Raw genomic sequence first — 23,194 nt, forward strand, 5'->3', positions numbered from 1 at the left:
TATCTTCAACAAGGTGGCTACATCGTCATTTGAATGATCAGTATGTGCAAAAAACTAGCAAGGATGGTTATAGGTCACGCTCAGCATATAAGCTGGTAGAAATGGATAACAAATTTAAATTATTCCAAGAAGGGCAAAAAATTATTGATCTTGGTGCTTCTCCTGGTGGATGGTCACAAGTTGCATCTCAGAAAGGTGCAAATGTGGTTGCTCTTGACATAAAACCAATGAACGCAATTAATGGAGTAGAGTTTATACAATGTGATATTATCAATGAGTTTGAAATTTTAAGAGAAAAATTCAAGGATCAAAAATTTGATGTAATTTTATCTGACATGGCGCCCGAATCTTGTGGTTTAAAATCGTTGGATCATATCAGAATTATGCTTTTATGTGAGGCAGCGCTCAATTTTGCAAAGCATTTCTTGAGCCATGGTGGCACGTTTGTAGTAAAAATTTTCCAAGGAGAATCTGATAAAGATTTTTGTAACGAGCTAAAAAAAATGTTTAAAACAGTAAAATACTTTAAACCAAAGTCAAGTAGATCTGAATCTACAGAAATGTATTTGGTAAGTTTAGGCTTTATTGGCAGCAGACTTTCTATATAATATTAATCCAGGTAGCCCACAGAAACGAAAAAACTTCCTTGACAAACTCCGCCAGCCCCCTTATCATGAAACTGAAGCTATTGTATTTGCTTTCGCCAATCTGCAGATTAAAAGGTAAGGATTACTTAATGTATCGGCGTCTTATGTTCAATTTTTTGCAGTATATAGATACTGTATGTCTTTACAAAACTTCATCTACATCTAGATTTTTATCTAAATAAGCTGAACGCGCTTATAAAGCGTTACAAGACATCAAAAAATGCCAATACTCGACAGAGATAGTAAAAGACTAGCTAACTCGGGGATTCTTTGTCTTTTTTTCTGCTTGGTAAATTTCTTAAATATTTGCAGCGTAAATTAGTTGCAATTAAAAGCAGCTGAATTTCGCTTGTCAAGCGTTTAAAACATAAAAAACGCCAATATTTTAAAGCGGATAATAACCACGGGGCTTCTTTTGCCTTTTTTTCTGTTTAGTAAATTTCTTAAATATTTATAGCTAAACGACAACCGTCATCCCAGCGGGATCTGGAGATACCGCGGCGGTATGACGGTTCGTGGCGGCATGAAGATAAGCTTGTCATCCCGCTGCTTGTTAGCGGGATCTCTTGTTAGCGCCGCGGCGGTATGACGTAGGACTGCTGTCATTCTGCTACTTGTTAGCGGATGAGATACCGCGAATGAATCGCGGTATGACGGTTCGCGGTGGCATGATGTAGGACTGCTGTGACACCATTATAGAGTGAACCAGTGTTAGCTACTGGGATGACAGACAAGAAAATGTTTATGACTAATTTTTAGATCAAACATGGAATTTCGACAAACTTAACTTTTTTGTGAGACTGTTTAGCAATAATAAATAAATTGAGAGGAAAGGTTACAGCAATGGAAAAGAAAAAGTTTTTTGAAATAATAAATGAGGTAAGCAAGAGTGAAGGTTTAAATGAGAATAATTTACTTGAAAGAATAGGGAATAAGCTAAAAGGTGTAAACTCAGGAGTATATGACACTTATAACAAATTGAAGATAGGTAATACAAGTAAGACATTCAGTACATTTAACAAATTGAAGATAAATGAGATAAATAAGATGTTCCGTGTATCAGATTCATACAAAACTGTAAATTGTATGTTGTTACATCTTGCTGTGGAATGTAACAGTGTACCAATAGTAAAACTCCTACTAGCAAAGGGAGTAAAAGTTAATGAACCAATATATGAACTTGATGGAGCTAAGTCTCAATTAACTGCTTTGCACATTGCTGCTTTACATGGTCATCAAGAGATAGCTCAGCTTTTATTGAACAATAACGCAAATCCTTCACTAAAAGATAGTCAAGGCCGAACTCCAAGGGATATTGTCGGTGATGTAAAAGGTAAAAAGGCTATAATAGAAATGTTAGAGGAAGGAGAACAACGTTATGCTGAGGCAGGAGCTACGAGAAGACAAAATAGACAAGGCACTTTACCGCAGCCTAATAATAAAACTCCAGGAAATTTAGCTGTGAACGGAAATAACGCAACTGCTGCAGTGCAAGCATGTAATGCAAGAGATCAGGAAGAGAACAACGGAACTACACCAAACAACAGAAAAATCTATGTACAAGATGAGGATGAACAGACTTCTTCAAACTCAATCATTAATGAAAACAATATAAACAAAGTAGATGATACATTAGAAAGAGAACTGGCTATAAGAGAAAGAGATGCTGTGGAGCAAAAGTTGCAAGAGGCAGAACAACGATTTGCCAATAATCGGAAGCGCATAGAACAACCCGGTCATAATCAACATTCGGAACAATACGGTGCTACATATAATGGTGAACAGACCTTTTTAGATTCGACTATTGATGAAAGTAATAGTAGCGACAGTGGAATAAATACTTCCACAGAAGACATCGGTAAAGAGTTAGAAAAACACAATACACGAGATGAAAATGGAATGACTCCTTTACACCATGCTGCTGCAAATGGTGATGTAAAGACTGCAAAGTATCTAATAGATGATGGAGCAAATGTTGATGCACAAGATAAAGATGGACTGACCCCTTTACATTATGTTGCTACATATGGTTATGTAGAGATTGCAGAATATCTAATAGATAATGGAGCAGGTGTTGATGCACAAGATAAAGATGGCGTGACCCCTTTACACTATGCTGCTGCAAAAAGCGCTAAAGAATCAGTAAAACTTTTGATAAAACGTAAAGCAAATATTAATGCACAAGATAAAGATGGACATATCCCTTTATACTTTGCTGTTACAAATGACAATAAAGAATTAGCAAAACTTTTGATAAAATATGGAGCAGATCGCTCATTGATAAAGGATGAAGACCTAATAGATAGACTAAACAGTATGTGTGATCAGCCATCTGAGGTTGTACCTAGTACCTTTTCTCATTCCAAAACACACAACGCAACGGAAACTCCAGAAAAAGCAGAAAAGGTTGAAAAACGTAAAGCTAAGTTAAAAGAATTACGTACTCAGCTAAAGGATGAGCAGAAAAAGAATGAATTGCTAAAACAAAAAATACAAGATCTAGAAAGTAAAAATACAACACTTAATAGCGAATTAGAAGAAAACGAAAATAAGCATTCTAAAACAAAAGTGTTGTTAGAAAAAGCGCAAAAGGAACTAGCAGAATCAAAAAGTTGCATAGTTGGACATGAGACTAAGTTGAAACAATTCAATAAAGAGAATGAATCACTAACACAAAAAATAAAAAGTCTGGAGAATGAAAACACACCACTTGAGGGTGAACTGGGCAAAACTAAAACTAAAACAAATGAAGTGTCGCTAGAAAAAGCAGGAAAAAGACAAATGAGTTTCTTAAAAGTTGCTTCTGTGAATCTTGTAACTATGTTAACAGTAGGTGCTACTCTCAGTATTGCTTTCGACTTGTCTGTTCTACCAATAATTGTAGTTTTTGTAACATCTGCTGCATTGCTAGCTAGTTGCGTTACATACGCAATATCAAAACCCATCGCTCCTACCACTGAATTGAAAGAAGTGGATATTCAAGGTTCAGCACAACGGTGTTTGTAAAACTTAGCACCCACAGTTGTACGAACATTGCAATTTGCAGATGCAAGTAGCTGCACTGGAATCTATAACTAACCCAATAAAGGTTTCCCAGCAGTCCTACGTCATACCGCCGCGAACCGTCATACCGTCACGGTATCTCTTAGCATAGATCCCGCTAACAAGCAGCGGGATGACGAATTTGTTGTTTTTCAAATTGTAGGTAAACCTAAGCCACTTTAGCTATAGTAAAAAGTATTTGCAAGTTACACAGTAGTGTGAATTTTTTACTTTGGTAGTTTTTCATTGTCATTATAATCATAATAGTAGTTGAGTTTAATTGATATGAAAACTTTTACGAAAAATTTTAAAAATAACGAAAAAAAGCTAGAGGAGTTTAATAAGGAAATTGAAGATATAACAACTATAGCTCAAGATAAATTTGCACATGAACTTGAGAACATCGCATATGACAGTGTGCAGAAATTTCGCAGTCTGCTTGCTAAAGAGTTAAACTCCATCTTCAACAATATTCATTCTCAAAATGTTAATCTACTAAAATCTAGCCTAGTTGAATATGCTATAAGTTCAAATTTTATCAATAAAAAAGGAGAAACAGCTTTAATACGTTCTCTTCTTAATATATTCATACGATAAAGCACTCAGAGTTGTTGCTGCGCCAATCTAACTTAATGTTGAATGCAAGCTGTATAGCTAAAGTAAGTAAGATTTGCCCCACGCTGTCACGAGGTAAACCTTACTTATTCTAGCTATATCAAAAAGGAGGGTTATTATGTCAATAAGATCTACTTCACCAAGAATATCTGTGCAACGTAAATCTAAGCTTAAATCTTTTCCGGTTACTTTAGAAGAGGTTAAATCTTTTTTACGCATTGAGAACGACCAGGATGATAAGTTGATTTCAGATCTAATTTTTATGGCAACTGATTACGCTGAATGGCATATGGAAAAGTCACTGGTGAAACAAACATGGCAAGTTTCATATGAAGATTATGTACCTCGTAGGATCTATTTAAGCTATGGCCCTGTGAGTAAGATAGTATTGGCTACTGCAATGATGTCTAAAAATCAAGAGAAGAGAACACTTAAGTATTATTTTAGTGATGTAGGGGGCTACGTTGAGTTTTTCAATTGTTTGAATGCAATAAGAGTTGATGTTGTATACGAAGCTGGTTATGACAATGTTCCTGAGCAGATAAAACTAGGTATTATGCGGCATGTTTCTGCTCTTTACAAAAATCGTGAATCGGAGGTAAGTAGCCATTTATCTGAAGTGAAGAAGGTATATTCTCCGTTTCGCGAACCAAAGGTTGTGTTGTAGCTCTTTCTTGTCATCCAAACTGGGCTACTACGTCATACCGTTACGGATAGATCCCGCTAACAAGCAGCGGGATGACGAGGTATAAACCTTATCGTCATCCCGCCGCGGTATCTCTTAACATAGATCCCACTAACAAGCAGCGGGATGACGAGTTTCTATATATCTTTTGAGGGTTAATCATGAAAAAAATTCAAGCTATAAATGAGTTGTACAATAGCGTTTATGCAGCACTAAAAGCAAATTCTGATTTAAGGAAATATGTTACTAACATTTATGACTACTTACCTAAACAGGTCACCATTCCTTACTTGAGATTGCGCGCAGTGAATTATAGCAACCTGCATATGCTGTCCAATTTTGCTACAAAGGCAAGATTTTCATGCGACATATATACTTATCATATAGACAGTATGTTTGCCATTATAAGGCATATTAACTTGATACTTAAGAGCATTGAAGGTTTTAATAATGAGGCCATTTTAGAAAGTAATTGTGCTATGGATCAGCACGATGAAATTTTACATTCAACAATTAATTTTGATATTTTAATAAAAGGAGGTGATAATGAGCAAATTACAGCTAAAAATTAAAGATCATGACAATAATTTTATTGTGTTAAATAATATAAGGAACCTAAGGTTTACTTTGCGTAATAACAGAGAAGAGGTGAGAGATATTTCTTCTTTTGGCTGGAGAAAAGTATTGGACTCTGCTGGAAGCAGACACATTACAATAAAAATTAATGGAATTTTAGACTCTGTATTAGCTGATGAATTATTACGTAATTCTGCTATGCTAAACTCTAATAATGATTATGAAATTAGTTTTAATGCTAAGGAAAAGATAAGGCTTAGGTGTTCAGTTGAATTGTATGAGAGGTATTATGATCCTGTTACTTTTGACAGTTTTACTGTAGTTTTAACTAGTGCTGAAGTTGTAAACGCTTTTCATTAATGTTAATTTAATTTTTTCATATACAATAGTAACTGGTGAGAATTTTAACTAAATTAAAAAAAATCATGAACGACAAAGACCTTTTCGAGGAAGACGGTGATGATATTGAAGAAAATAACGATGATAAAAGAGAGAAAAGTTTAGAAAATGAAAATCAGCAAAATCAAGAAGAACAACACAAAGAGGAAGATAAGCAATACATAATACAGTATATTCAAGACTATTTGAAAGTTTTTGAGGATATTCTAAATCAGATCGATGAAGGAATTGATAATTCGGATAGTTACGAAAGGACTATGCAAATAAAGCGAAGCATAGACAGGCTCATAGAGACTTTATATAGTCAGGCTGCGTCTGAAGATATTGATGCAGAATTTGAAACCACAAAGCATACTCGCGATAAATCAGAATCTATGAAAAGAGTTAGAGAGAAGAGAAGAAAGCAAGTGATAGAAGAAGTATTAAGTAGCATGTTTGCCCAGCAACAAAAGGAGCTAATGAACGCTAAACACTTAAGTCATGGACATGAAACAGCAAAAGATGGGGATGTCCACGAAGCAAAGGAAAAAGTGAAGTCTTCAATCAGGGGAGTGTTGTTTTCGGTGATTGCTCATAGGATGGATCCAAGAAGGAGGGCAGGGGAAACTGCTGACGGTAACGAAAAGCAAGCTCATATATATGGCAGGGAAGCAGTTGGTGGAGCTTTAGGTGCATTGTTAAAAACGTTTTTAACAGCAGTTATTGCCGTTGTGCGTGAAATTGCTAAGCCACTTCAGAAACCGGAAACATCTTTTGCAAAACAAGTTGAAGAAAGCAGAAACGCAGATTCACAAAAGGGTCGATCTGTGTAGATTTCTCCTTGTAATAATCTTTCGATTCTACTGTCTGTTAATTCAAATTAGGGTTATAAAATTTTAGAAGCCAGCTCTTATATAACCAATTTATAGCAAGAAATTACGATACAAAAATCAGCGTCCGTTAGAAAATAAACATAACACAGGGTGATAGAGTTGCCCCTATCCATAAGCGTCAGTTAAGCTCAAAATTGTAAGCTTAAAATATGGTTGAATAATTATTAATAATAGTATATAATTATTAACGTTTTTCAGGCATTTTTGTTATGGGTGCGCCAAGTAAGCGTTTAGAATACAGTTGGTGAAAATCCAACTTAGGCAAAGTCTAGCCAACAGCCTAGAACAGACCATTATGCTGCGTGAGGTAACGAGCGTAGTAAAGCTAATGGAATGGACAACATAGGGTGCAATGAAAATTGACCTTACCCAGAAAAAGTGGAGAGAAAGTGTGGAATGTTTTTTACAAAAAGAATGATGCATCAAATTGTTCTGGAATGCAATAGTTAATAGTGACGTTGTTTGTTATAAAAAATTTCTATGTATTCAAATATTGCAGTTCTAGTTTGTTGAGCAGAGTGTTGTGAAGTATCAATAAGTATTTCTCTTTTCAATGAGCTAAAGAAGCTTTCTGCAACAGAATTGTCGTAACAACAGCCTTTATTACTCATCTATATTCTTTACAGCTAAGAGATATTGATACCCTTGCGCAGTATATTGTGAACCTTGGTCACTGTGCAGCAGTAGATTTTTAACAGGTTTACGCCTATTAATGGCCATTAATAAAGAGTTCATAACCAATTGTTTATTTATTGCACTACTCATTAACTACCATACGTGAGAATTATTGCTGCCAAATATAGCCATCCCTCCTTGGTTTTGATGTAAGTAATCCCATACTTTATTTGGTTGATCAACAATAAAGTTTTGATCTAGTATATTGGGAGCTACAGCTCTATTATCTGTTTGTTGTTTTTTAATTTTAAACTTTCTTTTCAGTATAGCCCTGATGTCATTTTTCTGCATAATACTTTGCACCGTTTTCAAATTGCAACTTTTACCCAAAGCCTTCAATTCAGCATGAATTTTAGGAGCTCCATATCTACATTTAGAAACTTGATATATTTTTTGAATAGCTTCGAGTAGCTCTTTATTTGCTGATTCTCTACTGCTTATTTTTCTTGTGGTCCACTTATAGTAGCCACTAGCAGAAAATCCTACATAATTCCTGTACTTTATAGCAGTTACTATATAAAAAAATATTTTACTCTTTTTGACTGGCCAGGGCTTTTTTTTAAATGTCTCTTTCCCTTGTTACTCTTGCTTTGTAAATCAAACCTCTCTTTGTCGTAAGGAGCCATGTTACCTCTACCTGGAAATGCATTTGCCGCTGACTTTTTTTCGTTGTGTTTCTTTATCCATTTTCCTAATAAACCACCCTTTATTCCTAAATCCTTTGCTATTTTTGTAATTGTTTGACCTGCCTTTCTTTGTTCATTTGCCAGTTTAACAGCTTCCAATTTGAATTCTGCTGTATATTCTCTTACCATTTCTAATCCTCCAAAATTTTATTTTACCCAAAAAAACTCTTTTCTTTCTCTCCACTTTTTCTGGGTAAGGTCACTACTGCTATTCCACGTCAAGAACAACCATAAGTTCATTAGGGTTCACATAACCTAAAGCATTTTTTGCTTGCTCATCAAGCAGATCTAAATCTAAGCTTTTTTCATATAAGCCAAATACTTTGTTGTCCAACTTTTCCTTTTCAGAAGAGACATCCTTTAGCAAAAGTTTATTGTACTCGATTTCTTTTTTTAAATCGATTAACGTCAATAAGCCACGTTTACCTGTAATTGTGCTAATGCTGAAATATAATGTAAGGGAAGAAATGAGTAAGGCTGCGCTTAAACACAGTAACTTTTGCTTCTTTTTAGATATAAGCACCGTACTTTCACATATAAAAAATATATAACATGAAAAGGTGAACAAAAAGCTAAGAACCTTGACGCGCTTTACACCTTGGCTTTACCTTATTTATAATGTAAATCTTACCACCCCTTTTCACAACTTTACAATTTTTATCTCTGTTACGATGAGATTTTAGCGACCCTTTGACTTTCATATCTATAGTAAGAATTAAATTACTTTACATTATAATCACTTATCAAGAGTTAGTCAATTGATAACATTTTATTAAAATATTGTATAATTGTTGCTGATACTTCTTCGATCGACTTTTGCGTGACATCGATAATTGGCCAGTTATTCTGTTTAAAGAGCTCCTCTGCTTCTTTAATTTCCTTTTCTACTTTCTCAGGGTTAGCATATATATTATTATCTTCGTTGTTAATTGAAGTAAGTCTATTTTTGCGTATTTCTATTAGCCTACTTACGTCTATTGTTACCCCTATCGTTAGTTTATTTTTTAATTTTGCCAAGTCAACATAAAAGGGTACTCCACTAACAAAAGGAATATTTGCAACTTTATAGCCTCGGTAAGCTAAATACGTACTGGTGGGAGATTTTGATGTACGTGAAACTCCAACCAAAATTATATCTGCTTTATCAATATCTTGAATATTTTGTCCATCATCATGATTAATAGTGTAGTTTATTGCCTCAATGCGCTGAAAATATTCGTTATTTATCTCAGTATGCAAGTCAAGCTTTTCGTCTTTTTCAATTTCAAGATAGGACGAAATTTCTCTAATAATATGTGATAATATTGCTCTATAGGGAATTTTCAACTTTATACAGTTATCTTTTAAATATTTTCTTAGCCCATCATCAGTAATAGTGCATATAACAAAATTATGCTCATCACTTTTCCTATTAATTTCCTCCAGAATTTTGTCAATCTGCTCCTCTTTTTTCACAAAAGACCAAACATATTCGATCGTTTCTATAGAACGAAAGTGTTTCAGAGCTGATTTTGCAACTGATATAACAGTTTCACCACTTGAATCTGATACTAAGTGTAGATTAAGCTTTTTAAGGGTCATATACTAAAAATAATAGCTAGCAATCTGCTACTGAAATTATGCTAATTTGTTGACCTACGTAAATATAGAAAAACTATCCTGTTGATAAAACTCAAACTAATTGGTAAATTCTTAACACAATTATTCTCAAAACGAATGTTTTTATTAAAGCCTACAAATTTCTCTTATTTTTCTAAGAAAGCTCTACCTTGGCTTGGGGTTATTTGTTTCGCATGTTTTTTAATTGGAATGTCTTTGGCGTTATTCTTCTCTCCAGAAGATTATAAACAAGGAGAAATTGTACGAATCATGTACATTCATGTGCCTTCTGCATGGCTTGCTCTTGGAATATATGGATTAATTGCATCACTTGGTTTCATTTCATTGGTATGGAACAATAGCATTGCTAGTGTCTTGGCACATGCTGCTGCTCCTGCAGGGACAGTCTTTTCGGCAATATGCTTAATCACAGGCAGCATCTGGGGAAAAGGAACCTGGGGCACTTGGTGGGTATGGGATGCAAGGCTTACTTCAATGCTGATTTTATTTTTCCTATATGTTGGCTACCTTTCATTGTGGAGCGCTTTTGATAATGAAGCGAGGGCAGAAAAATCAGCAGCAGTATTTGCCATCTTTAGTGCTATAAATATTCCTATAGTAAAATTTTCCGTGAATTTATGGTCCACTCTCCATCAGCCAGCAAGCATTTTGAGAAAAGGTGGAATAGCAATAGAAAGTTCCCTGCTGTTGCCACTGGTTGCAATGTTTATGTTTTGTGCCACATTTTTTTTAGTAGTGTGGATACTGTATTCACTTTACTTAATTAATTTATATAAGATAAAGAGAGAAATCAGTATGCGGTATTAGGCCGAGAGATGAAAATAGAACACACCACATCACCAAGTAGCAAAGACATTGAATTCCTACTCAAAAAGATTAATGAAGAAACCGTTGATAAAGGTACGTGTAACCCATTTGCTTTTTTTATTCGCGATGATACTGAACAAATTATTGCAGGTTGTAGCGGTTTTGTTATCTATGGTTCAATTTACACTGACTTGCTTTGGGTGCACTCTGATTATAGAAGAAAAGGTATGGGAAAGCAGCTAATGGAAGAAGTTCATGATTATGGTCGTGAGATGCACTGTAAAATAGCAACCGTTGCAACCATGAATTTTCAAAAAGCGAAAGTATTTTATGAAAAGCTTGGGTATAAGTGTGATCTTGTACGTCCAGGGTATGTTAACATGTATATTTTTGAAGAAAGTGTTGTGAGATGCACTGTAAAATAGCAACCGTTGCAACCATGAACTCTAAAATATTTAAGGAGCCTACCAGTATCTTTAAGGTAAATGTTCATGTGATTCCGCAGAATAATTCTGTTTTTTGATTCTATCTGTCCATTTATCATTTTCTATATCTTGTTTGTTGGTTGCTTTTTTTTCTTGCTCAACAATTGCCTTATCTATCTCCTTATGAATTGCATCAATTGCATTAATTGCATTTTTTTCTTTGTATACTTCGCTTTTCCCTTCAATAATTAACTTAATAAAAGTATTTACAACAGACTGCACTTGATTATGATTAATATGGCCTCTTATCAAAGAAGGTAAAGAGTTTAATTCCATCAATACTTCTAATGCTGTTTTATCTTGAGTGGAAAGCCCTAAATTATCTGCTACTTCACTTATTAATAACTCTCTATTTTCTTTATTATCTTCCAATTTAGCATAATCACTCAATAGATCCATAACTGTAGATACTCTGACTTCAACAAGATCATTAACATCTTCTAGAGCAAGTCCTAACCCCAAGAACCTCTCTCTGAGATTTTCGCTTAAAAGATTGATAAATTCTTCATTTGCATCTGATCCTGTGGTTGATATTGTACCATCTAAATAGTTACTTTGAGCACCGAAGCCATGCTCTATTTGTATTTTTGTCTCAGGTTTAAATCCTAATTTTGCACAGAATTTCTGAAAATATTCTTTAATAATGTCAAACAAGCTCTTGCCATTATCTTTATAATTTTTTAACTCTTTAGGAATAGTAAGTGACAATTTACCATCTCTGTATGTTACAAAGTCTTCACCATTGTGAGATTCAATTGTAAATTCCAATGAACTAGACAGATTACATATCTTATCGCCATGCATAACTTGATTTTTAACAGAGAGTATTGGTAGCCTCATATCAGATCTAATTCTCACATTATTTTGGTTAGCACAATCAATGTTTATTACTTTTTTAGGATTTTCTACTATGAACGACTGTCCAAGTGCAAGTTGGGTTTGTATAAATGGAGCAGCCTCATACCCTGCTTGATTACAATTGGTAACTAGCTCTTCTAAAATAGCATCACTTGGAACTTCTGCCCCAGCGTATCTGAACATTTTTTTGAAAACTTCTTTTGCAAAGGAACGGTAATCCTTGTTTTCATCTTTCTCTGTTGGTAATAGATGGATATACCTTTGGCCAGCATTGTAAAATTCTTCAAATTCTTTCTTATATGAATCGGTTTTTTGATGATTGGCAGTTTTGGAATTTTCACAGTGATTTTTCCATAGCTCACCCAATGCATTACTTACAAGCTCTTTCTCAATATCTTCGAGTACTGAAGCAACAAAAGCTTTGCCATGATCCGTATCTATTTCTCTTGTTCCTTTTTTGTTAAATATTTCGTCATTATATATATCATCACTATTAAAAAGTTCGCTTTTGCGGTGCTTAGCTCCTTCCTTAAATGCAATAATAAGATTTTTATCTATTTCTTTTCCGTTAATAATAAAATTCATCCTTTGAAAATCTAAGAACATTGTTTCACCGGAATTCGCTAATTTATTATCTTGATCTGCTCTTAATTTACTAAAATTGAACTCTTTAGCTGTGGCCTTTAATCTAACTACTGGACTCTTATTATTTTTTCCTTTTGTCTCTTTCATAAATAACACCTTACTGTAAATATGCTGTAAGTTATATCATATAATGATGAATAATTTGGTAATATATTAAGAAAATCGACAGTATATTTCTTTATTTAAGGGGTGTAGGAAAGGCGTAGATTTCTCTTTCCATTTGTAGCGTACTGCATTAATATTTATGTATTAATCTAGAAAATAATGATGAATAACATTGTAATTGTTGGTCTGCAATGGGGTGACGAAGGCAAGGGTAAAATAGTAGATTATCTTTCTGAGAATGCAGATGTAGTTGTGAGATTTCAGGGAGGAAATAATGCAGGGCACACTATAGTAGTAGATGATGAGGTTTATAAATTAAATTTACTGCCCTCTGCTGTTTTGAGGCCAGGCAAAATATCTATCATAGGAAATGGCGTTGCTCTTGATCCACACGCTCTAATCTCAGAAATAGAGTCATTGAAAGTTAAAGGAGTAGACGTAAACTATAACAACTTGATGGTATCCGAGAGCTGTCCATTAATACTTAGCATACATAAGGACAAGGAAAAGCTATTTGAAGATTTAAATGGAAATCACAAAATTGGTACAACAAACAAAGGGATAGGGCCATGTTATGAAGATAAAGTTGGAAGGAGAGCTATACGCCTTTGTGACTTAGAAAACGCAGATGAGCTCAATAAAAGAGTGGATACTCTTTTGAATTACCACAATGCTATCAGGAAAGGCCTTAACTACCAGGTGGTTAAAAAAGAAGAAATATTAAAGGAAATTCAAGAGATTTCAGAAAAAATTCTTTCATATAAAAAACCTGTGTGGAAGATATTAAATGACTTGATGAAAGAAGGTAAGAAAATAATATTTGAAGGTGCCCAAGGCGCATTTTTAGATATCGACCACGGAACTTACCCTTTTGTTACTTCAAGTAATACTGTAGCATCGCAAGCAATAACAGGCTCAGGGTTATCCTCCAATGCTTACATTATTGGTGTGGTAAAAGCTTATACAACAAGAGTGGGCAATGGCCCATTTCCTACTGAGCAGAAAAATGAAGTAGGAGATAGCTTGTTTACTATAGGTAAGGAACTTGGAACAGTGAGCAATAGAAGAAGGCGTTGCGGATGGTTCGATGCAGTTTTAGTGCGCCAGGCCGTACAACTCTCTGGAGTTTCAAGCATTGTATTAACAAAATTAGATGTGCTTAATTCTTTTGATACAATTAAAATATGCACTGGTTACAAGTATAGCGGAAAAATGTATGATTATTTACCCGCATCGCATTCAATACAAGGGGAATTAGAGCCAATATATGAAGAGTTTCCTGGCTGGAAAGAAAACACTCAAGGTAAAAGGTCGATTGAAACATTGCCTATCAATTTAATAAAATATATAGAAGGGTTAGAAAAATTAATAGGTGTACCAATTCATCTAATCTCAACTAGTCCAAAGAGAGAGGATGTTATTAAGCTTAAAGATTTCTGAAAACGTCTTTGTATCTTAGAGCCTGTACGTAATCTCAAAAAAGAGATAAAGTGAGAGGATAAAGTATATAAAGTAGGATATGCGAAGTTTATAACCAAGTGACATAAGTCGAGAAAAGTTTGAGATTATTGTAGCAGATCTGGAATCTTGCAGAAAGAAGACAAAACCAAGAACACTTGATTTACATGATGTATTTTGTGGAGTGTTATACGTGTTAAAAAGTGGTTGCCAGTGGAGAATGGTATCAAAAGAGTTCCCAAAATGGCGCAATTGTTACGACTATTTTAAGAAGTGGAGTGAAAAACCAGATGCAAATAAAGAAAGTGTTCTGGAGCTGGTATTAAAAAAAAATAATTGCGACAAAACAATGGTCGGAAAAGCTTCTGCATAATTGATGCACAGAGTATAAAAAATGCAGATACTGCTGAAGCTATGATGCAGGCAAGAAGATTTCAGGGCCGTATTGCAGTAGATACGCAAGCATGCAATTTATACAACAACAGCAGAGATAACTGACCGTAGCAGTGCTGTGAGAATGGTCGAAAATGCAAAAGAAAACCTCTCGGGAGTTAAAAATGTACTGGTTGATGCAGGCTATACTGGAGAGAATTTTGCAACTCAAATAAAAACGATTATTGGTGCAACCGTTGAAGTGATCAAAAGAAATGAATTATGTTCCTTTGTTGTATTGCCCAAAAGATGGGTTGTGGAGTGATCTTTTGCTTGGTTAGAAAAATGTAGAAGATTGTGGAAAAATTGTGAGCGAAAACTCAATACTAGCCTACAAATGGTCGTTCTGGCTTTCACTACCTTACTTCTGAAAAAATTATGAACAGGCTCTTACTAACTCTTATCTAATAAAAAAAATACTTGTGTAACTTCGAATAGTCTATTATGCAAGACAGCAGTATAAACATGTAGTAAGAAATGTATAATGAAAAATAAAAGCTCAAGTTTAACACTTGCAGTTATTTTTACACAATTAAGTAATCATAAAAGTTAGTGTAGGACGAGGTTATACAGTTTGATTTCTTTTAATATATGTTAATTGGTATAATATAAATATAGTTAAGGAGGCGTATTATGACTGGAAGTTTGGCTAAGGAAGAAAAAACAGCAGAGGCAGGAAAAACAAGTAATCAGTCAGAGAATTATGATGTTGAATCAGTTATAAGGGTAGCATCATGTGCTTGGAATGCAATACATTGCTTGTTGGCATTTTATGAATACGATATATATTCGTCATGGCTTGAATCGCATTTTACATCCCTCAAGGACTGTATCAATAAAATGGAAAAAGACAATTCTTTCACTAAGGACTCTGCTATAATAAAGTTCTGCCGCTCAATTGCAGAAAATAATAAATTATACAAAGAGTTAAAAAATTTAAATAATCCTGCTGAAAAATTTTCTCAATTAGAGAAGATAATAACAGGCTTTAAACTAAAAGACCTAGGAGACAAGGTAAGCTTCTTAATGCTTTTGAAAGAAGAAAGTGACTTCACTGCTATACAGAAGGCTTATAGAGATGAGTGGAGTTTTTATGACCTAATAAATGATAGAGATTTTAAAAAAACGTACATAGATAAAGCAGTAACAGAGTCTGCTAATAAGAGCTTTAAGAAAGATATAGATAAATGCATAAAGTTGGCAGAGCAGGGAAAAAAAGCTGCAAGTAAATATCTTGGAAGGAAAGGCGTAGAGCTTCAAGCTTATTACACAGAAACTGATAACGCTTATAGAGTTTTGAATATCAACTCTATTAATTACAATAGAAGTGAGCCAACCAGGATTAGTGACATTTTACAGCAAGAGAAAGATATTAAAGAGCTGAATATCTATTGCAATAAAAAACATGAAATACACGCTCATCGGAAAGGTAAGGAAAGATATTATGAATTTAAAGAGGGCGCATATTATGAAATGAAAAGCACTTGGCCTGTAAAGGATGGATCCGAAATGTGTACCATGATTATGAATGTGAGTAGCGATGGCATAACTGAAGTACTAAAATTTAATGATGAAGATTTTGTGCTATCGGATGAGATCTTAGAATTAATAAAGCAAAACGATGAATTATATATTCAAGGTCTCTCCTTATATGATGCTGTACTAGAAAAAGGTAAGGCTGCTGATGTTGTACCTACTGCTAATAATAATTTTCAAAATGAGTCTATAGCGGCCTATCGCGAGGAACCAGAGGGGGAATTAGACCCTAAAGTTGATGCTGACAATAGCCTTCCTCCTTCTATTAATAGCAATGCATCAACTCAAACAGAAGTTGCTTCACAACAAATCGAAACTAAAACGGAAGTCAATTTACAGCACACTGGAACTCAGACAGAATTTGCTTCACAACAAATGGATGAATTGATTTTAAATAATCAGATGCTGTCCGAAAAAAACGTTGAATTGAAGCAAGAAATGTCAAATTTGAAAAAAGAAGCTGTTGAATTGAAGCAAGAAATAGAAGCAGGGTTGCAAGTGATAAATAAAAAGCACCATGAATTAATACAAGAAAATCAGCGACTACAGGAGAAACTAGAAACAACCCAAGCAGAAGCTAATCAAACAATTGTAAAGTTAGAGAAGCAGAATAGCAATTTACAAGACAGGTTTGAAAAAGAGGAGCAAAAAAACACGGAATTGCAAACTGAACTGGCACAAAAAAATGAAGAATTAGCAGGTGTGTTAAAAGAGCTACAAGGGAAAGCACAAGAACTTAAAGGTGTATATGAAGAAAAAAGAAAGCTAAAGGAAGAGCTGAAAATTGTTAATGCAGGAAAGAAGAATTTGGAAAAAGAGCTAAATCAAGCACGAGAAGATGCGGAACAGATAATGGTTGAACGACGCCAGCAGAAAGAGCGCTTGAAAGATCAGCTAAGAGAATTAGATCAGGAATATAAGGTACAAGTAGAAATTGAGCAAAAGATTAAAGAATCAGATAGGCAGGATAGCAATTTACAAGATACACTTGGAGAAGAGAGACTAAAACTCAACATTGAAGAGCTAGAAAACGAGTACGAGGAATTTCCAGGAGATAAGGTGCTTACACTTGAACTCACTAAAGATGAAGATAAAGTCGAAGAGTTAAGAAACGAGCTAGAGCGTGAGAAAGAAAAGTGTAAACAATTATTAGAAGAAGAAAATGAATGGGGTGATGAATTGGTAGGAATGCTTGATGGACTGGAAGAAAAAATTCGTGCTGATGAACAAAGGAGCTTCAACAATCAATTAACGGGAGAAATTTCTAATGAGTCTGGTAATGCTCCACGACAGAAGAAAAGGTTATCCAAATCTTCAAGCGTTGATAATGAGTCTTATGTTCCACTGAGAGAGAAGACAACATTACTCAGATCTTTAAGCGTTGATAGTGGACTTGATAGCGATGAAGAAAATTGTGATAATGATTTATCTTTCAACATAAGTCCTATAAGTTCTATTGAGAAGGTGGCAGAGAGTAGAAACGTAGGTAGGGTATCATTGTGAAGATGGTTGGGGTTAAGTTGCAACTTAAGTGGGGCGCAAAAGGTCTTTTGTGTTGATAATAATTTAAAATCTATAGTAGACTAAAAAAGATTATTAAATTATAATATAACATATGATAAAAGACGAGAAATCGAAAACAATTTTTGAAGTGGAAGGGGCAGTAACTGCTTTACTACCTGCAGCAGAATTTAGAGTGAAACTGGACAATGAACATGAGATTATCTGTCATGTATCAGGGAAAGTGAGAAGAAGTAAAATACGCATCATTATAGGGGATAGGGTGTTAGTTGAGATGAGCATTTACGATAGGAATGCGAGAAAGGGTAGGATCATTAGAAGGCTTAAAGGTACAAGTGACAGAACGATCTCTAAATAATCTTATTCTTGCTTCATCATCGAAAAGGCGTATAGCTTTACTAAAACAAATAAACATTGAGCCAGGTTTAATTTTGCCAGCAGATATAGATGAAGCCCCTTTAAAAAAGGAACTTCCAAAGGATTACTCAATCCGTATGGCAAAAAGTAAAGCGGAGAAAATACAAAGCTCAAATCCAAATTACTTTGTGCTTGGTGTTGATACAGTTGTTGCTTGTGGTAGAAGGATATTGCTCAAAGCTGAAAACGTTGAGCAAGCAGAAAAATGTATCCGCTTGTTATCAGGAAGAAGGCATAGAGTATACACCAGTGTATGTCTATTAACTCCCGATCAATCTAAACAACATATCAGGACTGTGGTTACAATAGTGAAATTTAAACGTCTCAGTGAACAAGAAATTAAGTATTATTTAGCATCAGAAGAGTGGAAAAATAGGGCGGGGGGATGCAATATACAAGGCCTAGCTGGAGTGTTCGTATTGTTCTTACGCGGCTCCTACTCTTCCGTTATAGGGTTACCATTACATGAAACCTATTGTTTGCTAAGCAATTATTTTAACTTCAATTTATATTGAAATACCTTTATTAGTATCTTTTTTTTGTTGTGACTCAGCAACCTGTTTAGCCCAATCTAGTGGTCTTTTATTTCTGTTAGCTAATGCAATTCTATTGCGATCATAACCATCAGTGTGTTCTGTTAAAGTATCTCCTCTTTCTTCTTCTATTACTCCAGCTTTCAGTTGTGCTTCATCTTTCTCTAGTAATTTATATAGTTCGCTATTTTTATCTACGGTTGGATTAGTGTCAGCATTTTCTCGTTCTGCCACTGTTTTTACATCTGTTGAGCTGTCTTTTAGCAACCCGGCTGCTAATAAATGTTCTTTGGTTTGTTCACTAATTCCTCTTTGATCCACTGGTTTTAGTGGAAACTTCTGAGTTTCTTTATCCAACTTACTGGTAAATTCCGTAAGTAGAGTATCATCTCTTTGTCCAACATTCATTAGGCTCGCTTTTAACTGTCCAGGATTTACTTGAGATCGTTCATTATTGTCATGAGTTGGAGATGAATAGCCCGAATCGTTTGCTTTTATGTCTGTTGAGCTGTCTTTTAGCAACCCAACTTCTCTCAAGCGTTTTTTAGTTTCTTCGCTAATCTGACTCTGATCAGCTGGTTTTAACCCGAGATTTTCTTGACCTAATGTATTTTTAAGTTCTTCAAATAGAGTTAGATTACTTTGTCTAATATGTTCTTCTAATTTCCTTCCTACCTGTTTTAAATCTGTTTGAGATTTACTATCACTATTAGTTGGAGATATATAGCCTGAATCACTTATACTATTTGGTGTTGAAGCAGAGACACTAATAGTTGGACCTTCCACTATTTTTACATCTGCTAAATCGTCTTTTTGCAATCCATCTTCTTTATCTTGTGACAGTTTATCAGTAGGATCAACTTGCCTTAATCCTCTATTATCCTGCTGTGATCTATCTCTGATTTCTTTAAGAAGATTTTCAGGTGGAGTTTGATCACTTTGTTCAATGTTCTCTAAGCTCTTCTTTAACTGTTCAGGATTTACTTGAGATTGTTCATTATTGTCATGAGTTGGAGATGAATAGCCCGAGTCACTTTTATTATTGAGTGCTGTAGCAGAGAGCGGCTGTTCACTTTCTTTCCACTTAGCATCACTAGCATCTTGGTTATCACTGTTATCTGGAGAAGATGAATAAGGAATTATGTCCTTTAATGTCTCTAACGGTGATGGGTTATTTTTTCTACTTCCTGCAATTGATGCTTTTCTATCATCAACATCAATGTGCCGTAAGTTGTTTTTCTTGAAATTTCTGATGTCTTGTAACAGATCGCCTTTGCTATTTCCTTCTTGTTGCTGGGTTTTAGGTTGTTGCTGATCATTAGGTGTTTGCTCACTTCTATCTGGTTTTTGGCTTCCAGGTACAGCATGTCCAAATGTAGGATTGTCATACCGTTCATCTTCTTGCCTATTATCTTGATTGTGGCTTACAGACTTGGTGAAAGTAGAACTATCTGAAGAATCAGAAGTTGCACCTTTTTGCTGATTATTAGGTGTTTGCTCATTTTCGCGCAAGTCATCTGGTTTTTGGCTTCCAGATTTGGCTCCCCCTTGCTCATCGAAAACACCTTTTTTAGGTGGTAGTAAACTAGTTCTAGGTGGAAGTGGCGGAGGAGTTTTTTTGTTCTGAGGATTCTCCTCAAAAAGCGATTGTAGGTTATAAACTTGACCTCCCGAATTTGCTTCTCGTGCTGCTTGTCTAAGCTCACGCTTTTCTTTAGCCTCCTGAGAATTAATTTTATCGTCAAAATCTTTTCCAATTCCGCTATCGTAAGACTGCCTTCTGCTGTTAGATTGTGGTCCAAAATGTGAATGGTGATCTTCTTTTTTTCGAGTTATATCAGTAGCTTGAACGCTAACATCTCTATTAACATCAATTCTTGTTGTAGTTTCAGATGATAGCTCGTTACTGTCTTTATTATGTTGCACCTCATTCACTTTTCCTTTTTCCCTGAATTCTATTTCATGCAAGAATAAACCACCTATTTTTACGTCTTTATTTGCTTTTAGCTGATCTTCAGTAACGCCATTACCTTCAATAAGTTCTACACCATCTTTATCAATATTGATTTTGATAGTACACTTTTCCCCATTCACATACCAATTTAGCGTCATTTCATATGAACCATCGGTTACGACATAATGTCTTACTTTTCTCTTTTCTTTCCCTTCACCTTCCTCGGCAACAAAACCGTGCATTCCGCTCTTTCCATCACTATGCAACGTTGAAAACCCCGAGATTCCATTCTTCTGACAAAAATCACTGTTTAAAAATTCGCTGATTTTAAACTCTTTTTTGTTATCTCCCAGCGTAATACTTGCGTGATTACCGTATATTGAAACTCCTGCAACATCATCAACATACTCTTTCAACCTTTCTTTAACTTCACTTTCAAGGTCTTGTCTAGCTGTCTTTATCTTGTCGCATTTCTGAAGAATAACTCCATATGCTTTATCTTTGTTTTCTTCTTCGTCCCAATTCCAGTTGGCGTGTTTTGTTAAAAACTTTACTGTGTTAAAATCAACTCTAGCATTATAAATTGGGTCGTCTTCCTTTCTTATTTTATCAAATAAAGGAAAAATTTCTTGAATGCGCTCATTATAAATGTGTTCTTGTTGTGTATCGTTAGTGCCCATATATCCCTCACTAATAACCCTCTGCCTTTAGTTCTAGCTAATACTAGCTAATATAATTATCACAAGCATTGGTTGAATTTTTATTAAGGAAGGTTGTGTTACTAATGTGATGACACAAGCTATTTTATGGTAACATCAAACGATTTAAGTTGTCATTCCAGTCTGGAATCCAGCCTTTCACGAACCCCATCAAAAATGTTGTGTTTTAACATAAGATTAGCTACTTTTATGCTCACTAACTTAGTGCCAATCAAGATTCCTGGATCCCAGTGTCTGGGCACTGGGATGACATCCTTCTTGGCGGAAATCACTTTTATATCACAACAGCTGCATAGCCTAAATTGCTTTAGCTATAGCTCTGTTTTTGCAACTTCAAATATCTGCTACTCATAGTAAACACTTCTGGATCTTGAGAGGTTAGCTTGAGTATAGCGAGTATGTTGATAAACAACAAAGCAGCAATCGAGATATCAGCAACATCCCATAGCAACCGGACTTTACCTATCGCACCAAGCGGAATGATCATGGTAAAAATTACAATCCAGATTTTAGTGTATTTATTATCCATAGACACATAGCGTATTGTCTGTTTTGAGCAAAAAAACCAAGTAAAAATAGTAGTAAAAGCAAAACAAAACATTATGGCCATAATTAAATAGTCAATATAAGGCCAATTCATTGCCTTTCTAAAAGCAAATATGCACATGTTAGTGCTCTCTAAATCAGTGACCCAAGAATCTGTGACAAGCAGTACCATTGTTGTAATAAACACTATAAACGCAACTATAAAAGGCGATATTATCGTAATTAGACTCTGCTCAATAATAAATTTATTATTATTTTTCTTAGGAACAATTGAAGAATGTACGATTCCTTCAAGGCCAAGCCCTATATCTGTTGCAAAAATACCTCGCAAAGTTCCAACTTGAATAATAGTCAACATTTCTAAAATCAAACCTAGAGATAAACCAGAGTTAAAGCTACTAGTTGTAAAAAAACTGCTTGTTATTAGTTTTAGAGAAGGAAGAATATTTTCACTAAATTTAAATAATATGATACCGCAAAGTGTGAGGTAACTTACCGTCATTATCGGTATCATAGCCGATATAAAAATTTTAATTTTTTTTAAGCTGAGAGCTGCAACAACAAAAAATATTATGGCCATTACAATGCCACCAATGACTACAGGCACATCTATCATGTTAAGTGGTATTGATAGAGAATTTACCTGAACAAGGTTACCAACTGTTATTGAAACCATTATCATAACAACTAGAAACACAATTGTAGCTTTTCTAGAGTTAAATGCATCAGCCATGTAGGCTACAGGGCCACCTATAAACCGTCCGTTCTTTTCCTTTCTGGTTTTTATACTTAGATAACAAGTGACATATTTTATCACAGAAGTGATAACAATAATTATCGCCATCCACAAAATAGAGCCCGGTCCTCCGGTTTTTAGAGCAACAGCAGTTCCTGAAATATTTCCTACTCCTAAATTTCCCCCTAAAATTGTAAACAGAGCGGCTATAGAAGAAAATTTATTTTCTCCTTTTTTAGCTCCAAGGAGTGAAAGGGCGTATGGTAATCTAAATACCTGTAGCCATTTTAGTTTAATCGATAGGTAAACACCAGCAACTAGCATGAGTAATATTGTTGGCAGTAATAAAACAAACTTTACTGTATCCATCTGTAAAAGTGAGATTTTTATTTGAGTATACAACAAAAATTGAAAATACCTAACCTATTTTCTATGTATGACTTCGTTTCCGTCATTCTAGAAACCTTTTCTTGTCATCCAAGTAGCGTGACACATAACTGTACGAACATTGTAATATGGTACAATGTTAAGACGATGTCATTCCAGTGCTTGACACTGGAATCCAGCTTTTAATGCAACCCCTCACCAAAAATATTGTGTTTTAACATAAGGTTAGCTACTTTTA

Annotated in this window: 21 protein-coding genes and 2 pseudogenes; 15 read left to right on the forward strand and 8 right to left on the reverse strand. The window is 34.8% G+C overall.

The features are described from left to right. Positions 1-29: 29 nt before the first annotated feature. The 7 genes from INQ25_RS00395 (at position 30) to INQ25_RS00425 (ending at position 6,776) form a co-directional block, all read left to right on the forward strand. Positions 30-608: an RlmE family RNA methyltransferase gene (locus INQ25_RS00395; protein WP_015588787.1), complete on the forward strand. Its 579-nt coding sequence runs from the start codon at positions 30-32 to the stop codon at positions 606-608. 882 nt (positions 609-1,490) lie between these two features. Then, positions 1,491-3,653 carry an ankyrin repeat domain-containing protein gene (locus INQ25_RS00400; RefSeq protein ID WP_213862755.1) on the forward strand — a complete coding sequence of 721 codons (2,163 nt, stop codon included), beginning with the start codon at positions 1,491-1,493 and terminating at the stop codon, positions 3,651-3,653. Positions 3,654-3,974: 321 nt separating this feature from the next. Continuing rightward, a complete protein-coding gene (locus INQ25_RS00405; RefSeq protein WP_007548422.1) occupies positions 3,975-4,286 on the forward strand; it encodes an ECH_0659 family protein in 312 nt (103 codons plus the stop codon). A gap of 136 nt (positions 4,287-4,422) precedes the next feature. Next, complete coding sequence (locus tag INQ25_RS00410) at positions 4,423-4,971, forward strand: head-tail connector protein (RefSeq protein ID WP_151807563.1); 549 nt, start codon at positions 4,423-4,425, stop codon at positions 4,969-4,971. A 179-nt stretch (positions 4,972-5,150) separates the two neighbouring features. Continuing rightward, positions 5,151-5,561 (forward strand): tail completion protein gp17, encoded by a 411-nt coding sequence (gene gp17 / locus INQ25_RS00415; protein WP_213862756.1) that lies wholly within the window; start codon positions 5,151-5,153, stop codon positions 5,559-5,561. After that, on the forward strand, positions 5,536-5,925 hold the full coding sequence (locus tag INQ25_RS00420; protein WP_151807561.1) for a phage tail tube protein: 390 nt from the start codon (positions 5,536-5,538) through the stop codon (positions 5,923-5,925). Before gp17 ends, INQ25_RS00420 begins: the two co-directional genes overlap by 26 nt. 65 nt (positions 5,926-5,990) lie before the next feature. Beyond that, positions 5,991-6,776: a hypothetical protein gene (locus INQ25_RS00425; RefSeq protein WP_182364772.1), complete on the forward strand. Its 786-nt coding sequence runs from the start codon at positions 5,991-5,993 to the stop codon at positions 6,774-6,776. A gap of 463 nt (positions 6,777-7,239) precedes the next feature. On the opposite strand, the pseudogene INQ25_RS06900 reads toward INQ25_RS00425, so the two are convergent. The 4 genes and pseudogenes from INQ25_RS06900 to INQ25_RS00460 form a co-directional block, all read right to left on the reverse strand. Next, positions 7,240-8,326: pseudogene (locus INQ25_RS06900) on the reverse strand (IS3 family transposase). Between the two features lie 79 nt (positions 8,327-8,405). Next, complete coding sequence (locus INQ25_RS00450; RefSeq protein WP_010962526.1) at positions 8,406-8,720, reverse strand: FtsB family cell division protein; 315 nt, start codon at positions 8,718-8,720, stop codon at positions 8,406-8,408. 49 nt (positions 8,721-8,769) lie between these two features. Further along, positions 8,770-8,898, reverse strand: coding sequence for a type B 50S ribosomal protein L36 (gene ykgO, locus INQ25_RS00455; RefSeq protein ID WP_006279631.1), 129 nt, complete (start codon positions 8,896-8,898; stop codon positions 8,770-8,772). Positions 8,899-8,947: 49 nt separating this feature from the next. After that, complete coding sequence (locus INQ25_RS00460; protein ID WP_213862758.1) at positions 8,948-9,778, reverse strand: pyruvate, water dikinase regulatory protein; 831 nt, start codon at positions 9,776-9,778, stop codon at positions 8,948-8,950. 135 nt (positions 9,779-9,913) lie between these two features. Here INQ25_RS00460 and ccmC point away from each other — a divergent pair, with 135 nt between their 5' ends. After that, entirely contained in the window at positions 9,914-10,624 is a 711-nt protein-coding gene (gene ccmC, locus INQ25_RS00465; protein WP_010962525.1) for a heme ABC transporter permease CcmC, read from the forward strand. A gap of 8 nt (positions 10,625-10,632) precedes the next feature. After that, positions 10,633-11,049 (forward strand): GNAT family N-acetyltransferase, encoded by a 417-nt coding sequence (locus INQ25_RS00470; protein WP_006279634.1) that lies wholly within the window; start codon positions 10,633-10,635, stop codon positions 11,047-11,049. A gap of 51 nt (positions 11,050-11,100) precedes the next feature. Here INQ25_RS00470 and INQ25_RS00475 read toward each other — a convergent pair whose 3' ends face one another. Continuing rightward, a complete protein-coding gene (locus INQ25_RS00475) occupies positions 11,101-12,699 on the reverse strand; it encodes a hypothetical protein (protein ID WP_213862759.1) in 1,599 nt (532 codons plus the stop codon). A gap of 180 nt (positions 12,700-12,879) precedes the next feature. Here INQ25_RS00475 and INQ25_RS00480 point away from each other — a divergent pair, with 180 nt between their 5' ends. The 5 genes and pseudogenes from INQ25_RS00480 to INQ25_RS00500 all read left to right on the forward strand — a co-directional run bounded on the left by INQ25_RS00480 (position 12,880) and on the right by INQ25_RS00500 (position 18,596). Continuing rightward, positions 12,880-14,157, forward strand: a complete 1,278-nt coding sequence (locus tag INQ25_RS00480) for an adenylosuccinate synthase (RefSeq protein WP_070357042.1) — start codon at positions 12,880-12,882, stop codon at positions 14,155-14,157. Positions 14,158-14,260: 103 nt separating this feature from the next. Beyond that, positions 14,261-14,989: pseudogene (locus tag INQ25_RS00485) on the forward strand (IS5 family transposase). Positions 14,990-15,240: 251 nt separating this feature from the next. Beyond that, complete coding sequence (locus INQ25_RS00490) at positions 15,241-17,646, forward strand: hypothetical protein (RefSeq protein WP_213862760.1); 2,406 nt, start codon at positions 15,241-15,243, stop codon at positions 17,644-17,646. Positions 17,647-17,758: 112 nt separating this feature from the next. Continuing rightward, on the forward strand, positions 17,759-18,022 hold the full coding sequence (infA, locus tag INQ25_RS00495; protein ID WP_007550159.1) for a translation initiation factor IF-1: 264 nt from the start codon (positions 17,759-17,761) through the stop codon (positions 18,020-18,022). Then, complete coding sequence (locus tag INQ25_RS00500; RefSeq protein WP_007550161.1) at positions 18,000-18,596, forward strand: Maf family nucleotide pyrophosphatase; 597 nt, start codon at positions 18,000-18,002, stop codon at positions 18,594-18,596. Before infA ends, INQ25_RS00500 begins: the two co-directional genes overlap by 23 nt. On the opposite strand, the gene INQ25_RS00505 is transcribed toward INQ25_RS00500, so the two are convergent. The 3 genes from INQ25_RS00505 to INQ25_RS00515 all read right to left on the reverse strand — a co-directional run bounded on the left by INQ25_RS00505 (position 18,588) and on the right by INQ25_RS00515 (position 22,938). Further along, positions 18,588-21,248, reverse strand: coding sequence for a hypothetical protein (locus tag INQ25_RS00505; protein WP_213862761.1), 2,661 nt, complete (start codon positions 21,246-21,248; stop codon positions 18,588-18,590). The genes INQ25_RS00500 and INQ25_RS00505 overlap by 9 nt on opposite strands. Positions 21,249-21,400: 152 nt before the next feature. Then, on the reverse strand, positions 21,401-21,559 hold the full coding sequence (locus INQ25_RS00510) for a hypothetical protein (RefSeq protein WP_153296804.1): 159 nt from the start codon (positions 21,557-21,559) through the stop codon (positions 21,401-21,403). A gap of 35 nt (positions 21,560-21,594) precedes the next feature. Next, on the reverse strand, positions 21,595-22,938 hold the full coding sequence (locus INQ25_RS00515; RefSeq protein WP_213862762.1) for an alanine:cation symporter family protein: 1,344 nt from the start codon (positions 22,936-22,938) through the stop codon (positions 21,595-21,597). Between the two features lie 21 nt (positions 22,939-22,959). Here INQ25_RS00515 and INQ25_RS00520 point away from each other — a divergent pair, with 21 nt between their 5' ends. Further along, positions 22,960-23,142, forward strand: coding sequence for a hypothetical protein (locus INQ25_RS00520; RefSeq protein WP_174515886.1), 183 nt, complete (start codon positions 22,960-22,962; stop codon positions 23,140-23,142). The last annotated feature ends 52 nt before the right edge of the window (positions 23,143-23,194 follow it).

Origin of the sequence: Wolbachia endosymbiont of Rhagoletis cerasi (assembly GCF_018454475.1) — a bacterium.
In the GTDB taxonomy this organism is placed as follows: domain Bacteria; phylum Pseudomonadota; class Alphaproteobacteria; order Rickettsiales; family Anaplasmataceae; genus Wolbachia; species Wolbachia pipientis.